Source organism: Phycisphaerae bacterium, from assembly GCA_019636475.1.
In the GTDB taxonomy this organism is placed as follows: Bacteria; Planctomycetota; Phycisphaerae; order UBA1845; family UTPLA1; genus JADJRI01.
On sequence record JAHBXN010000005.1, the window covers coordinates 191,774 to 206,931 of the forward strand.

Annotated in this window: 10 protein-coding genes; all 10 read right to left on the bottom strand. The window is 59.9% G+C overall.

All coding sequences use genetic code 11. The features are described 5' to 3' along the window. Window positions 1–5 precede the first annotated feature (5 nt). The 10 genes from uvrA to KF841_10000 all read right to left on the bottom strand — a co-directional run bounded on the left by uvrA (window position 6) and on the right by KF841_10000 (window position 14,823). Window positions 6–2,024 (bottom strand): excinuclease ABC subunit UvrA, encoded by a 2,019-nt coding sequence (gene uvrA / locus KF841_09955; GenBank protein ID MBX3395678.1) that lies wholly within the window; start codon window positions 2,022–2,024, stop codon window positions 6–8. A gap of 146 nt (window positions 2,025–2,170) precedes the next feature. After that, window positions 2,171–2,761: a response regulator gene (locus KF841_09960; protein MBX3395679.1), complete on the bottom strand. Its 591-nt coding sequence runs from the start codon at window positions 2,759–2,761 to the stop codon at window positions 2,171–2,173. Between the two features lie 195 nt (window positions 2,762–2,956). Continuing rightward, window positions 2,957–5,236, bottom strand: a complete 2,280-nt coding sequence (locus tag KF841_09965; protein ID MBX3395680.1) for an HDOD domain-containing protein — start codon at window positions 5,234–5,236, stop codon at window positions 2,957–2,959. A 50-nt stretch (window positions 5,237–5,286) separates the two neighbouring features. Beyond that, window positions 5,287–5,862 (bottom strand): response regulator, encoded by a 576-nt coding sequence (locus tag KF841_09970; GenBank protein ID MBX3395681.1) that lies wholly within the window; start codon window positions 5,860–5,862, stop codon window positions 5,287–5,289. A gap of 382 nt (window positions 5,863–6,244) precedes the next feature. Continuing rightward, window positions 6,245–8,479 carry a hypothetical protein gene (locus tag KF841_09975; protein MBX3395682.1) on the bottom strand — a complete coding sequence of 745 codons (2,235 nt, stop codon included), beginning with the start codon at window positions 8,477–8,479 and terminating at the stop codon, window positions 6,245–6,247. A gap of 488 nt (window positions 8,480–8,967) precedes the next feature. Beyond that, entirely contained in the window at window positions 8,968–9,951 is a 984-nt protein-coding gene (locus KF841_09980; GenBank protein ID MBX3395683.1) for an SPFH domain-containing protein, read from the bottom strand. A gap of 46 nt (window positions 9,952–9,997) precedes the next feature. Continuing rightward, window positions 9,998–10,444: a hypothetical protein gene (locus KF841_09985; GenBank protein ID MBX3395684.1), complete on the bottom strand. Its 447-nt coding sequence runs from the start codon at window positions 10,442–10,444 to the stop codon at window positions 9,998–10,000. 209 nt (window positions 10,445–10,653) lie between these two features. Next, window positions 10,654–11,964 carry an SGNH/GDSL hydrolase family protein gene (locus tag KF841_09990; GenBank protein ID MBX3395685.1) on the bottom strand — a complete coding sequence of 437 codons (1,311 nt, stop codon included), beginning with the start codon at window positions 11,962–11,964 and terminating at the stop codon, window positions 10,654–10,656. A gap of 180 nt (window positions 11,965–12,144) precedes the next feature. Then, complete coding sequence (locus KF841_09995) at window positions 12,145–13,680, bottom strand: SpoVR family protein (GenBank protein MBX3395686.1); 1,536 nt, start codon at window positions 13,678–13,680, stop codon at window positions 12,145–12,147. Between the two features lie 42 nt (window positions 13,681–13,722). Beyond that, a complete protein-coding gene (locus KF841_10000) occupies window positions 13,723–14,823 on the bottom strand; it encodes a DUF444 family protein (protein MBX3395687.1) in 1,101 nt (366 codons plus the stop codon). Window positions 14,824–15,158: the final 335 nt, after the last annotated feature.

Sequence of the window (15,158 nt, forward strand, 5' to 3'; positions counted from 1 at the left end):
AATATTCATCTGCTTGACTTGCCTTGGCGCCGGCGGGGCTTCGAGACCGGTCCGCGACTCTTCACCGGCCTTCGAGAGGCGGGAACCGCGATTGATTCCTCGCCGGAAAGGAATTTGCCTGTGAGTGATCGCGGGTTGCCAACGATCGCTTCATACACACCGGATGCGACGACCTCCCCGCCGCGTACGCCGGGGCCCGGTCCGAAATCCACGATGTGATCAGCCGCTCGCATTGTTTCCTCATCATGCTCAACAACGATCACGGTATTGCCCATGTCGCGAAGCCGGATGAGACTTTCGAGCAGTTTCCGATTGTCTCGCGGATGCAGCCCGATCGACGGTTCATCGAGGACATAGAGCACGCCGGTCAAGCCGGATCCGATCTGACCAGCCAGGCGGATGCGCTGCAACTCGCCTCCGCTCAGCGACGGCGCAGTTCGATCGAGAGCGAGATAATGCAACCCCACGTTGAGCAGGAACTCCAATCGGGTGCGCACCTCCTTGAGCACGTCCTCCGCGATGAGAGCTTGAACCGGCGTCAGTGAAAGCCGGTTCAATGCCCCGTATGCTTCCGCCACCGACATGGCACACAATTCGACCATGTTCGGCCCCGCGGCGGGTTTCGCCGCTTTCTCGCTTGCCGCCGACGAAACCGCCAGACGCACACCGACCGCCTGCGGATTGAGCCGGCTACCGTTACAGGCGGTGCATGGGCCGCGGCGCATGAATTTCTCATAATAATCGCGAATGAAGGTTGCCTTCGCCTTGCGGTGCTTCTCCCGCAGCTCCGCGATGACGCCGCCGAAGGTGTCGCCGTGCTTCCACGATCCGCCCGACCAACGCCATTCGAAGGTGATATGCCGATCACCCGTGCCGTAAAGCAGCGCGTCGCGCGCCTTCCTGGGCAGATCCTTCCACGGCGTCTTCAGATCGAACCCGATCGCTCGAGCGACTCCCTCGTAAATATGTCGACGCCATTTCCCCGGAGGCGATTTCATGGGGGCGATGCACGGCGTCAAAAAGTTCAGCGACGGATCCGGAACGAGCAACTCCGGATCGAAATCAAACATCTCACCCAATCCGTCGCAGGTCATGCACATTCCGGCCGGCGAATTAAAGGAGAAAAGCTGCGGGGTCGGCGGCTCAAACGAAATGCCACAATGGATGCACGCATACTTCGACGAATAGACTCGCTCGTCGCCACGACCGGCCGCTTCCGGCCCACGGTCAGCGTCGAGCGGCGCACGGCGGCTTGATCCGGCACCCCGTGAATCCGGCGGAGGCGCATCCATGGCTGCCACGATCAGCGTACCCTTCCCAACGCGGATTGCGGTTGCAATGGCCTCGCTCAGGCGCGATCGCGACTCGGCCCTCAGTGCCAATCGATCGATGACAACCTCGATGTCGTGGCGCTGGTTCTTCTCGAGCGAGAGCTGATCGGTCAATGAGACGACTTCCCCGTCCACTCGCGCCCGTATAAATCCGGCTCGGACCAGGTCGTCGAATAAGTCGCGAAACTCACCCTTCTGCCCGCGCGCCACTGGAGCCAGCAGCATGATTCGACGGCCGGCCTCCGAATCGGCCCCGCCGAAATAGGCATAGATGCTGCCGATGATCTGCTCCACTGTCTGCGCGCTAATCGGTCGCCCGCAATCGGTGCAGTGCTGAACACCGATACGCGCATAGAGCACGCGGAGAAAATCGTGGATTGCCGTCACGGTTCCGACGGTTGATCGCGGATTCCAACCGGTGGTTTTCTGCTGAATGGCAATCGATGGCGACAGCCCGGTGATCAGATCGCAATCCGGTTTCTGCAACTGCCCCATGAACTGGCGGGCATAGCTCGATAGCGATTCAATGTATCGGCGCTGGCCTTCGGCATAGAGTGTGTCAAACGCCAGCGAGCTTTTGCCGCTGCCCGAGACGCCGGTAAAGCAGATGAGCGCGTTGCGCGGAAGCGAGAGCGACACGCTCTTCAGATTGTGCTCGCGCGCCCCCTTGATCTCGATCGTTTCGGGTTCCATCGTGCGGACACATCCCCTCGCGCCGCGAGAGCGTGCATACGCAAAGCGGCCGATGCCGATGGAAGTGTACCCGGGGATCGAAACTCGCAAAAGTCAGGAACGCGGTATGGCCGGCGTGCGACGAGTCATTGAAACCGACACCGCGGTTACTCTTCGCCTTGAAGGGAGAATTCGTCGCCGCCAGTGGACGATGAATCGCCCGGCTCCATCACGGCGACGAACTTCTCCGCCAGCCGCTGATAGGCCGTCACGATATCGTTGCAGATCAGATCGACGCGCTTTCGCATTTCGCGACGATCCTTGACAAGCCGCGACGACAGCCGCCGCAGACGTTTTGTCCGGATGAGTTCCTGCCGCCCCATGTGACGCTGCCGCACGATTCGGCGCACCGAATCCACCAGGTAGCCGTAATCAATCGGCGTCGCGAGTACGTCGGCGGCGCCGCTTCGCAGGGCCTGAACCAACCGATCGGCCGCGAGTTCATCGTCGATCAGTACGACAGGCGCGTCGATCCGGCCCGCTTCCGGGTCAAGCAGTTCGACCCCGTTGCCGTCCGGAAGTTCTGACATCGCAATCACGACGTCATAATCGCCGGAGTCAGCCGCTTCGCGGGCTTCCTCAATTGAACCGACGTGTGCGAAGTCGGCATCGATGTTCATGATCAGATTGGAGATGAGTTCGGCGGTGTCCGGTCCATCCTCCGCCAATACCAGAATACGCGTGTCCTTGCGTGTCATAGCTTGAGCTTCCTTCTCAAACGCTCCGTTGTGACATCCTGTCAAATCGACTGTTCGCGTCGAGACAAACCCCGTACATTGCGCGGTCACCCGGCGATTGCTCGCCGGTTCGTCTGCCGCAGCCGCAACCCTCACTATTGACTTTCTTGAAACCCCCGCGGCATCCTGCTGCCGAGCAATGCCACATATGTGACATTACTGATCGACGCAGGCCCGGAATCGCAACTCCACGATCGTCCCTTTGCCTGGCTCGCTATCGAGACGGATGCGGCCTCCGCCCTGCTGCAACCAGCGTCGCACCCGGGCCAACCCCAATCCGCGCCCGCGGCCGGCCGGGCGGACGGAGAAGAACGGTTCCATCGCTCGATCAAGCACGTCCGTCGTCATGCCCCGACCGTTATCGATCAGGTGCATCACGACTTCATCTTCGGACGAATCCGTCGCGTCCTTGATGGACAAACGACGGCTCGTGGGATCAGTGGCCTCGATGGCGTTCTTCAGAAGCTCGCGAAAAATCCCCCTGAGGTGATCCGCGTCGAAGTGAATGAACCGTGTATCGGACGAGATGTCCACCCGAATCTGGCCTTCTTCCAATAATCCGGCACTCGCCAATTCTGCGACAACCTGATCGACGCACGAGCGCATATCGATTCGGTCCGGCTTTGGTGTCGCCGACCGCGCGAATTCCATCAGCTCGGTCACGATCCCGCTGCAGGCATGCGACTGACGAGCGATAATCTCCAACGATTCTCGGACATCCGGCCGATCTTCGCGGCGCAGGAGCCCCTGGGCACGACCCGAAATGACCGCAAGCGGATTGTTCAATTCGTGCGCTGCCCCCGCGGCAAAGCTCACGATCGCTTCCAGATTCCTCGCCGCGACCAGTTCGCTTTCGACCGTGCCGAGCCTGCGGTTCACCTCGGCCAGTTCATCGCTGAGCCGGACCGCGGCGGCTCGCGACTGGGCCTGCTCGACGGCCAATCCAATTGCGCCGCTCAGAGACTCCAACTCGTTGACTTCAACCCGAAGCGCGCCGATTTCCGCGGAAGACGCTGTGAAAAGCGCGCCGGCCACCCACCGGCGCTCCCGGACTATCGGAAAAAGCCAGACTGGACCGGTTCCGATCATCGAACGGGAGCGCTCCGCCAGACGAAGAACCGTCCCCACCGGCGGCGCCAGCCAGACGCCGGCCGAGCTTAATTCGACCGCCGCCGCCAGATCGGCATGGGCGACCCGAAGCACCTCGGTGCATTCTTCCAATCCCGACTGGATTCGAGCGCCTGCCGACGCCCATTCAATCCAGCGGCCGTCCTCGCTCAGTGCAAAAACATACGCGGATTGTCGATCCAGCACATCGCGCAGCGCGGCAGCACCGACGCCGCAGACATCCGATACGCGGGATTTCGGCGTCACATTGCGGCTGAGCCGGCCCACTGCCGAGAAATAGACGCGCTCTCGCTCCAGCCGACGGCGCTGTTCGCCGAGTTCGGCGTTTGCCGCGGCAAGCTCTTCGTTCGTCTGCATCAGGGCGTGCAAATAGACGGCGCGTGTGTTAAGCGATTCCTCGCCGATCCATGCCGCACGCTCCGCGATTTCGTCCACAAGAGACTCCGCGATTTCCGCGAGAGCCGACTCGGAAAGGCCCAGTCGCGACCCCAGTGTCCGCGAACTGATGGCAACCTGATAATTGCCTGAATAGCCGATTCGCTGTTCTCTTGCGATGGTATCCGCCAGCTGAACGATCTGGACGTGCCCCTTCGCGGCAATCGAGGCCGGCAAGCCTTCCGGGTGTTGATGATGGAGCCAGATGCACTCGGCCAACGGCGCCGGCAGATTCCACTTGTCCGCCAGGCGATGTCCGACCACTGCATGATCCACCCCGAGCAAGGCCCGCTCCACGTCCGCAATATCAGCCCGCTCGCGATCCGCCTGTCGCACGATGCGCTCAAACGCCTTTGGCATCGCGGTCTCAATGGCGATCTTGCCGATATCGTGCAATAGACCGCCGACAAACGCCTCTTCCGAATGCCAGAGGTTTGGCAGTTTCATCGCGATCCGTCGCGCCGCGCAGGCCGCGGCCAGGCAGTGCTTCCAGAATTCGGATCGGTCGAATGCCGGCGCTTCCTCGGGCTGCGTCCCGGCACGATCCGGGCCGGAGCCGAACGCATCCATTACCTTGAGCGTCAGCGTTATCTGACGGATCGCCTTGAAACCCAGCATCTTGACGGCCGTGTCGATCGTCACGGACTTCGCGCGGAACCCGTGTTCGGCTTTGCCGACGATGGACAGCACGCGAGCCGTCAATGCCGGATCGGCGCTGACAAGCTCGATAATCTGCCGTGCATGGGTGTTGGAATCGTCCGCCAACGCGAGAATGCGCGCAGCGATCGGAGCCAGCGGCGGCAGGGCGTCGAGCTGCGCCAGCACCAACTCAGCTTTGCGAGCATCCGAGCTGTCGACGGCCATCGACGTCATGGCGAACCAGGATCCCCCTCATCGTCGGCCGGGGCTCCGACCAACCTCGGTCACGCAGAAAGCAGTTCCACCATGCGCGCAATCAGGTGATCGATTTCGAATGGTTTCTTGATGAAATCGTCCGCACCGGCCGCTTTGAGATTCTCAATCTCCACGGGATCGACCGCGCCCGACACGATGATGATACGAGTCTCACTCAGTTGCGGATCGGATCGGATGCGGCGGCAGACGACGTTGCCGTTGATGTCCGGAAGCATGTAATCCAATAAGACGATATCCGGCGCAAACTCCTTGGTCTGTGCTCCGGCATCAAAGCCGTTTGATGCCGAGCGAACCTCGAAGCGACCCTCGCGCGTCAGGATATCGACAAGCATGTCGACAATCTCGCGATCGTCATCCACCACCAGCACCTTGGACTTGCCGGAGCTGAGATTCTCCACCGGAATCTGATGCTCCTGCATGAACTCCATCAACGATTCACGCGGAATCCGGCGGAACCGCGAACCCGGCACCCGGAAACCGCGCAGCTTGCCGCTGTCAAAGCAGCGAATAACCGTCTGCTGGCTGATCCGGCAAATCTCCGCGACCTCCCCCGTTGTGAAGATGCTTTTCGTGCGCCAATCCAGTTGTTCGGTGGTGTTGGTTGTGTCGGCCACGATTGCCTCGCTTGGTCTGATAACTAGTTGTCGCACTTTACCCAGTTCGCCCAAATTCACAAGCCTGATTCCATATCGATCGGCAATTCCGGCGACTTGCGGCTCATTCGATTTGCCCTGCAACCTCAACTCGATAGAGGACGCACGAAACGGCCGATTCGAGGCCAGCGAGGGGGCAAACTCCGTTGCCGCGGCCACCGCCTGGAAATTGAGACACCCGCCTCTCGCGACGTGAAAAGCGGGTGTCAGATACGCCAATAGGCGGATTTGATGGATGATTAATCGAGGGCGACTTGCCGGGCCCCGGCACCGCCTCAGGTACTCGAAGAGTTAATCCCGTTCGGGAGTTGAGTCATTTAGCTGTCAAAGGCGTGCGCTGCGGTGGCCGCCGATCGGTGCGGCGACGCTTCATGCCGCAGAGGAGCACACCCGCCATCAGCCACTGCGCGGCAGACGATGCTCCGCAGAGCATGCCGCACTCTCCTGTCGAGATGATCTGCCCTATCACATCAATCGCCTCGATTGCTCCGGATTCACCCGATACCTCAGCCGTCATGCCCGAGCCGTTCGCCGTCGCCGTCACTTTGATCACACCCGCCGAGATCACGTGCAATTTCAGCAACATCGCGATGACCTGACCCGGATCAATTTTTCCAAGCTCAGTGCTGACGGCACCGTCGGCAATTGCGACATCCATCGGCGCATGCGACGCGCCCTCAAGGAGGTTGAGTGAAACAAACGACGTGTTACCCGGTACGGCAAAGTTCAACGTGCAGTCGTTCGCGACGCCCGCGCCGTCATTCCTGACATCGATCTCAAACTCGATCTCGTCGCCCACCATCGCACCATCCACCCTCGCCGTAATCTCGACGTGGATATCCGGGCCGGTCGCAGTGCCAATTGCTTGCGTCGTGAAACTGCGCTGCATGCCGTAGGCGGTTCCAGCCGAATTGGTCGCGTAAGCGCGAACGTAATAGGTAGTGTCCGCGCTGAGACCCGTGAGCGTGCTGACAAAGCCGCCCGTGCCGGAACCGTCGATCGTTCGATCTCCGGAAACTGTCGGGCCGGAGCTGGTCCCCCAGCACACGCCGCGCGCCGTGACGCTGCCGCCGCCGTTGGATGTCACCGTCCCGCCGCACAACGCCGATGTCGTCGAGACCGCGGAAACGGTCGCAGTCGTCACGGTCGGAACGGCTGGCGATGAGGCGGTCGTCAACGACCGTTCATCACCGTAAGCGGTTCCGGCCGAATTCGTCGCATAGGCTCGAATGTAATAGGTCGTGCCCTGGTTGAGGCCCGTGAGTTCACTCGCGAAGCTTCCGATTCCCGCGCCATTCGAGGTGTGACCATCCGCGATTGTCGGCAAATGCGATGTGCTCCAGCAGACGCCCCGCGCTGAGACGGCCGCACCACCGTCCGCAGTCACTTCACCGCCGGCGCTCGCGGAGCTTGACGTCACATTTGAAGCCGCGGTCGTTGCGACGGTGGGGGCCATGGCTGGCGCGAAGAAGGACTGCGGAAATGACGGCAGTCCATAGGCGCAGGTACCATCGATGCTCACAGCCGCATTCTCAAAATCGCACCCCGCACCAAGCGTTTCCGGCGAGTGAATCACCGCCAGCGCGGTCTGCCCGCTTCGAGCGCAGTAAATCTTCCCGTCCGGGCCGAGTTGAAGGGCCCCGCAGGAGACGTTGCCGATCTGGACCTTTGATGCGGCGATGTCCGCGGCTTCCAGATCAAACTGGAAGACTGCGTTGCTGAGGGTGCTGACGTACAAACGCGATCCATCCCGGGAGAATTCCACGCCATACGGATTCAGCAATCCCCCAAGGTCCACGGCGTCCGAAACGACGCCCGTCGATGGATCGACTTGGTAATACTCGGCTGAACCGTCGGAGTAGTAGGCCATCGCAAGTTTCGTTCCGTCAGTCGACGGCTTCATGTAGCCGAACTCGCCGACGGCTCCGGTTGATACGCCCACATTGGAGATCACTGCCGTATGATTGACACCGACGGAGGTGACTTCGAACGCATGGATAGCATTCGAGTTGATTGCCCGGGCGAAAACCCAGTAGCCGCTGCCGTCGGCATTCCGTATCGCAGCCAGTTGCTCCGAGCAGGTCGCCATGAGGTTGACATTCTTCTGGCTCGTGACGACATCTCCGTTGCCGCCGTAGAGCGTCAAGTCAACCACCGTGTAATTCATGCCGTTCACGCCGCCCGGAGCGGCATCCGCCGTGAAGATGTAATAGATGTCTTCGGAAGCCGGACTGGGAATGACGATGGCCGACTGCGTCGATGCAGGGTGTCCCAGCAGACCCGAGCCATTCGGCATCACAACATGCGAGGCATTCAGAACCACGGACCCGTCTGTGTAGAAAAGCAAATTCCCATCCGAATCGGAGATCGTCGCGCAGCCTTCGCTGGCGGAAATCTGGCCACCCGTCAACGGCTGGGGGCTGCCGGATGCGAACGTCAGTCCGCCGTCAAATCCGAAGTACCAGTTGTTGCCATGCTTCTCTGCGCCCTCTACCGTTGCACATGCAGTGAGCAGCAGAAGCGCCGCGGCCAGTCGATTAATAAACATGCTCTTCCCCCGTCCGTCCGAGCGGATTCAACTCCATGACCGAATAGTGCATCGGTCATCGCAACCAAATCGCAATAGGTCCGCATGGACGTCCCGCAACAGACGCCGCTGGACATAGCCGAAGTTCGACCCCGGACCTGGTTGGCAAATCCTGCGATACATCGAACATAAAATAAGTCGTGCGGACCGAGCGGCCGCATGAACATCCGGTTCAGCTAATCAGTCGGATTCCGCCGGCGGCGGATTCCAATAACCCGGCGCGAACGGATCGGCTGAAACAGGGCTGGGTTTATGGGAATTGCAGCGCCCGCGTCGGAGAAACCCGTTCGCAGGTCCGAATGCGCGTCTCTCGACGGTTGCGGCGACACCAATCGAACAAAAAACCGCGGCTGCATCCGAAGACGCAGACCGCGGCTCTATTAAGGTTCAATCTTCTCGCAGGGACGTCACGCCCCGAATTCGACGTACGCCGAATGACACCCGACCGATCAGGCGTGCTCACTCGATCCACCGGCATGGCGCGTTAGGATCGGCGGAGTATGTCGTTCGCTTGACCGGGTCGGCTTCTGGGGGACGCCGTTTTCACCAGTGACGATCAATGCCTGCATAATCTGATCGCTGACCTGGCTCATGCCGTCCGGTGAATAGGGCAGCATCATCACGGTGGCCTTGTTGTTCGCCCCGACGGCCGTCACGGTATCGTAATGCTGGGTGAGCAGAACCATGCGCGTCGCCTCTTCGGGGGAGATGCCCGCCTCTGAACATGCCGCGACCGATTCCTTCAAGCCGTTGGCGATGGCCAGTCGCTGCCGTGCGATACCGACGCCTTGCAGTTCCTTTGCACGGGCTTCTGCCTCGGCCTCCGCGATCACGCGGATCTTCTTGGCATCGGCCTCATTGCGAGCGGCTTCGCGAAGGCGGGCCGACGCATTGACCATGTTCATCGCTTCCTTCACCTTGGCGTCGGGCTGAATGTCATTGACCAGCGCCTGCAGAATCGTGTACCCGAACTGCGACATGATGTCATCGAGGCGTTCCTTCACCGCCGCCGCGATTCGCTCCTTTTCGGAGAATACGTTGTCGATCGGCATTTCGGGGACGAGCGCACGCACCGTATCGAAGACGTACGAGCTGATCTGCTGGGCGGGATTCATCAACTTGTAATGCGCTGCCAGAACAGCGTCATCATCCTCCCGGACAAAAAACTGCACTGCGATCTTCAAATCAACGAATACGTCATCCCTGCTCTTCGACTCGACGCCGATTTCCAACTCTCGCACGCGGTGCGTAATTCGGCCGGCGACGCGATCGAAGATCGGCAGTTTGAAGTTCAGCCCCGGATGCGCCACCGCATTGAACTTGCCGAAGCGTTCGACAATGGCGCGGGTTTGCTGCTCCACGGTGAACAGGCCGCTGAAAACCACGATCATCGCAAACAGCCCAAGAATGATAGCCGCAATCAAGTATCCCATCGTTCCTCTACCTTTCTCCCGCGACCGGCGGGCCGAACGACCCCGATCAGACAAACTCAGCCGACACCAGTGAAACCCGATGGCTCTTCACCGGCAATTCGATATCATAGGAAGGAACCTCAATTCGCACTTCCTGTCCACGAGCGACGGTGGTCACAGATTTCTCGACATCGACCGCCAATTGCCAGGCCTCATCCCGCCCGATGACGCGAATCACGACATCGCGCAGCGCATACCCCGCATTCCACAGGACGACTCTCATCGATTCGGTTCCGATCAAGGTCGGCCCGCCGGACACCGACTCCATGCGATAGTGCAGATCTGCCGCGCATTCGACCGGGCAGAAGCCATCCGGAGGCCTAATCGGATTCGGATGGCTCGCACGGCCGGCGCTGCTCACCGCGGCATCGAGCGACCTGCCGCAATATCGACAAAACTGGGCTGTCGCCGCGTTTCGTTCGTTGCACTCGGCACATATTCGCTCCTGCGGCATCGCGCAAGCTCCCCGCCAAACTTCGGCCACACACATAGCGGGCGCCCTGCACAACGTCACAGGGTCCGGTATTACCATGCACTCCGCTACGTCAGTCGGCCTCAGACACCGAATAAAGTGTAGTCGATAAAAGTGCACAGGCTACTATAAAACCGCGCCGAGCTTCTACGGGGGCGGTACGCTGAATCGACGGCCGTTCCACAAGGTGACTAACGGCCTCCCATGCGATTCGTTTCGCCTTCCGCGATTAATAGCTCTCTGGCCAGGGCCGGTCCCACGATCGACGCCGCCAGCTCAAATCCGCGAGCGGTCGGGTGAACCGCGTCGAAAAGTACACCCGCGTTGACGGCCCCGGTCGAATGGGCCGCTGACCTGAACACCGGCGTCAAATCGACCATTTCGATCCCCTGACGCGCCGCCCAATTCGCCAGTCTTCGCTGTGGATAGTCAATTGACGCTGCCGGTTCCAATTGATCCCGAAACGGGAAATACACAATCAGGAATCGGGCATTGATCCGCCGACACTCGTCCAACATTTCGCCAAGGTCGTCAAGCGCCCGTTGCCAGGCGGCCTCGATATCCGGCCGCAAGGGTTCGGTAAAGAGCACCGAGTGATCCCAGAACGGATCGTCACCGTCGCGCGTGGCAATCGGCTGTCCCCAAAGATTCCAGTCGCGCCACCGCGAGACGCGGGCCTCGGTCACGATGGAATCAACGAATCGGTATAGACCGCTCCAATGGGTCGATCGCAATGTGAATTCGGGAAAGACCGCCGCGCGCGTCTGGCCCGGTTCGACTCCCAGCACGTCAGACACATCGTTAATGCAAAACTGCGCGACAACAACCGTCGGCTGCACCGCCGCACCGATCTCCCGAAGAAGGTCGCCCCCCTGCCATGCGGCATAACCGGCGACGCCGCCGTTGATGCAGTCCCAGTCTTGTCCGCCGTCCATGTCACTGAGGGCTCGCCGAACCTGTTCGGAGAAGGTCTGCCGGAAGGAGACGCCGTAGCCGTATGTGACGGAGTCCCCGAGAAACAGGATGCGTCGCCCCGTCGCTCGGCGCGGCGGAGCGGCCGGGGCAACGCGCAGCCCGAACGCATCCGTGGAAACCGGCTCACCGGCAAATGTACCGGAGGCTCGAGCCATCGGGCGGTGATACCACCCGCGCCGCGCGTGAGGCGTGTAAACCGTGTCGGTCTCGATTGCGGGCGGATAAAAGAGTCCCACTCCCTGATCGAGCGAAATCGTGAAAAGCAGCGCGGCGGCCATCGCGGCGATTCGTGGGGTGCGCATCGAGCCGATCGGCAGCCGCCGGGCAAGAATCCAGACGACCGTGCAAAGAAGCAATGATGCTCCGTGGGTGTACATTGAAGCAAAGAGAAGTGGGATGTACCGCGGCCCCAGTCCGGTATGCGCCGTGTCGATCCGGATCAGCGCCAGGAGCAGCGCTGTCGCGAAGGCAAAATAAATGCAGCCCGCGCCGGCCATAAACCGGAGCAGGCGGTTGGCACGTCCCATGAATGACTCCCATTTCAATAAATGGTATCGGAGGCGGATCGTTTTTTCAAACCGAAGCGGGGCTGATCCGCCAGGCATTGGTGCCAATTATATGACACATCGCGATCGGGATGGATTTTGCGGCGACTGCACGGAACGGTCTGGACTCCTCGACGGCAGGCAGCGGCCGCGCGGAAGGAATCAGACCTGGTGCGCCGGCTTTGGCAGGTCGCCGTGGACTTTCTGCTGCTGCGACTGCTCACCATCGAAGCTGAAAAGCACCATTTCGTCGTTGATGACGGCCTGCATATGCACCGGTCGCCGCCAGATTCGCTGGACGTTCTTGAGCGTCTCGACGCAATACTTGATGTCGAGGTCGATGCCGGTGTGTTTGTGTGCAAGATACAGTTCGCCGCGATTGGCGTAGTTCCCATCGACGACGTAGATATAAGGCTGCATGTGGTTCGTAAGCATGAACAGCAGCTGCTGCTTGATTTTGTTGAAGTCTCGATTGACAACCACCATTCGCCGGGTGGACGGATCGTAGCGGTAATGATACATCTTGAACCGCTCGACGAACTCCGGCGTGAGAAACTCATCGATGAATGTCACATCGTTGTGGATGCGCCGGACCTCAAAAATCTTTTCCCTGCCCAGATTGAGCTTTTTGTCCCACTTGCGCGCTTCCTCCATCGACGAGCATTCTTCGTATTCCTTGCCGAAGCGTCCCTTGTTCCAACGATCTTCGATGTCGCGAAACAGCTCCACGCCGATCTTGTAGGGGTTGATCTGGCCCGGCGGCATATGGACCGTCCCGCTGTGATGATCGGCGTAGGTGATGATTTCGTCGTCGTTCAGAATCTTGGTGGTCATCAGACGACTGTGCCAGAACGTGGCCCAGCCTTCGTTCATGATCTTGGTCTGCCCCTGCGGAGCGAAGTAGTAGGCTTCTTCGCGAATGATTGCCAGCACGTCCGCTTCCCAGTCCTCCAGCGGCGCGTGCTCGAGCATGAACAACAGCACATCGCGCATGGGAGAATCGGGAAACAAGCGGCGACGCTTCTCGCGCTCGGTCAGCAGTTCCTTCCTCTGCTGACGCTGCTGCGCTGGCGGATTGATCCAGCGTTCCATGTAGGGCTTGGCCTGGTATTTGACGACGTCCTTTTCGACCTGGCGCTCTTCGGTCGCCTTGATCTGCTCGCCTTCGGGCCGGGACTTCCGCTGCATGAATGGGGAATAGGGATCGATCAGGTTGTCAAGCGTATAGCAGACGTCGATGAACTTCTCCACGGTTTCGAATCCGTAGCGATCGACGTGACGGCGAATCCGCGTCGCATGATTCGCCATTTCATCCATCATTTTGCGGTTGGTCTTTGAGAACCAATAGTTGTTCTTGAAGAAATCGCAGTGCGCGAATACATGGGCCATGACCAGCTTCTGATCGGTTTCCATGTTGTCCGCGACCAGGTAGGCATAACACGGATCGTTGTTGATCACGAGTTCGTAAATCTTGCCCAGGCCATAGACATGCTGCTTGCGAAGTTTTTCGTACTCCATGCCGAATCGCCAGTGCGGATAGCGCTGCGGAAACCCGCCGTACGCGGCGATCTGCTGCATCGTGTCGAAGTCGACGACCTCAAAGCGCGTCTCGAAGAAATCCAGCCCCGCATTGGCTGCGATCTGCTGAATTTCACGAGCGTACCGGTCGAGTTCCGGCCTTTTGTGGGCGAGGCTCATTGTGTGTTTCCATCCATGTCGGCATCGGCGACGAGCCGCGCCTTACTTGCCCTTGCCGAAAAACGTCTTGAGCGAATCGTAGATGTCGTCCTTCGTATTCACCCGGCTTGTGATGACGTTTTCGTGTTTGTCCATGTACTCGTGTATGACGTTGATGAAATTGCCGCTGCCGTAGGCGCTGGCGACCTGGCAGTAGCCGAATAGGTTGATGTACGGCAGCAGGTGCTCCTGCATGATTTTGCAGCACTCGCGCGAATCGCTCTCGCTTGAATTGTCGCCATCCGAAAAGTGGAAGATGTATACGTTCCACTCCGAAGGCGAGTAATTCGACTCGAGGATCTGCCGACACACATGAAACGCGCTGGAGATTTTCGTGCCTCCGTCCTCACGAATGCGGAAAAACGTCTGCCGATCAACCTCCGCAGCCCGGACGTCGTGCACAATGTAGCGGCTGTCAATGCCTTCGTAGTTTTTTCGAAGCCATGTATCAATCCAGAAGGCCTCAAGCCTGACGAGTTCCTTCTGCTCGTCCCCCATCGAGCCCGATACGTCCATCATGTAGCAGATCACCGCGTTGGACTGCGGCTTCTTCACCGTCTTCCAACTGCGGAATCGCATGTCGGTGCGCATCGGTATGATGATCGGCTTGTCAGGGTCATAAAGACCGGACATCAGTTGCCGGCGCATCGCGGCGCGGAAAGTCCGCTTGAAGTGCCGCAACGAGTTCGGCCCGGTCGAGCGAATGCCGCTGTAACGGTCCTTTTCGCTCGTGATGGTGTGCTTTCCCTTGGGCTGGATGCGAGGCAGCTTCAACTGATCGCCGAGGATCTCCGCAAGTTCGTCAAGCGAAACCTCAACCTCCAGAATGTGGCGACCCGGATCGGTGCCGGCCGCTCCCTTGCCGCCGTCCTGCGAATCGACGGGGTCGCCCGCCTTTCCGTCGCCGGCGCCGACGCCGCCGTCGTTGTTGTCGCCATACCGGAAATGCGGCAGTTCGATGCCGCGAATCGGGATGCTGATGGTCTTCTGCCCCTCGCGCCCCAGCAGTTCACCGCGGGTGAGAAACTTCCGAAGGTCATCTCGGATCTTCCCCTTGACGATCTGACGGAAGCGCTGGTGGTCTTTTTCGATCTTCAGAGCCATGCCTGTCCTCGCCCATCCGGGTCTTGGAAATATACGATGGGCACAATTTCATCGGCTACGCGGGTCGTTGCGTTGCCTCTTTGCCGCAAACGATTTTATCCGGCACGCGAAACGACATTGCCGATCCTCCCACGATCGGCGGGGTACCCCGTTTCCGCCGGTGCTCACTGAATCATATCGGACCGGCGCAAGAATCGCCGCTTTTTTTGAATGTCAGCGCGCTGCATCCGCCGAGCGTGCGTTTGCGCATTGGCTGGGCAATCCGTCGAATTGCCGGGAGGGTTGACCATCCGGACGGCGTTTTTTCGCCAAGCGCACCTGGCGATGAAAGAACG

Excerpts from the sequence above, each read along its gene's own strand:
- KF841_09965 (MBX3395680.1), bottom strand. The coding sequence starts at position 5,236 with ATGACGTCGATGGCCGTCGACAGCTCGGATGCTCGCAAAGCTGAGTTG.
- KF841_09975 (MBX3395682.1), bottom strand. The coding sequence starts at position 8,479 with ATGTTTATTAATCGACTGGCCGCGGCGCTTCTGCTGCTCACTGCATGT.
- KF841_09960 (MBX3395679.1), bottom strand. The coding sequence starts at position 2,761 with ATGACACGCAAGGACACGCGTATTCTGGTATTGGCGGAGGATGGACCG.
- KF841_09990 (MBX3395685.1), bottom strand. The coding sequence starts at position 11,964 with ATGGGACGTGCCAACCGCCTGCTCCGGTTTATGGCCGGCGCGGGCTGC.
- uvrA (MBX3395678.1), bottom strand. The coding sequence starts at position 2,024 with ATGGAACCCGAAACGATCGAGATCAAGGGGGCGCGCGAGCACAATCTG.
- KF841_09985 (MBX3395684.1), bottom strand. The coding sequence starts at position 10,444 with ATGCCGCAGGAGCGAATATGTGCCGAGTGCAACGAACGAAACGCGGCG.
- KF841_09980 (MBX3395683.1), bottom strand. The coding sequence starts at position 9,951 with ATGGGATACTTGATTGCGGCTATCATTCTTGGGCTGTTTGCGATGATC.
- KF841_09995 (MBX3395686.1), bottom strand. The coding sequence starts at position 13,680 with ATGAGCCTCGCCCACAAAAGGCCGGAACTCGACCGGTACGCTCGTGAA.
- KF841_10000 (MBX3395687.1), bottom strand. The coding sequence starts at position 14,823 with ATGGCTCTGAAGATCGAAAAAGACCACCAGCGCTTCCGTCAGATCGTC.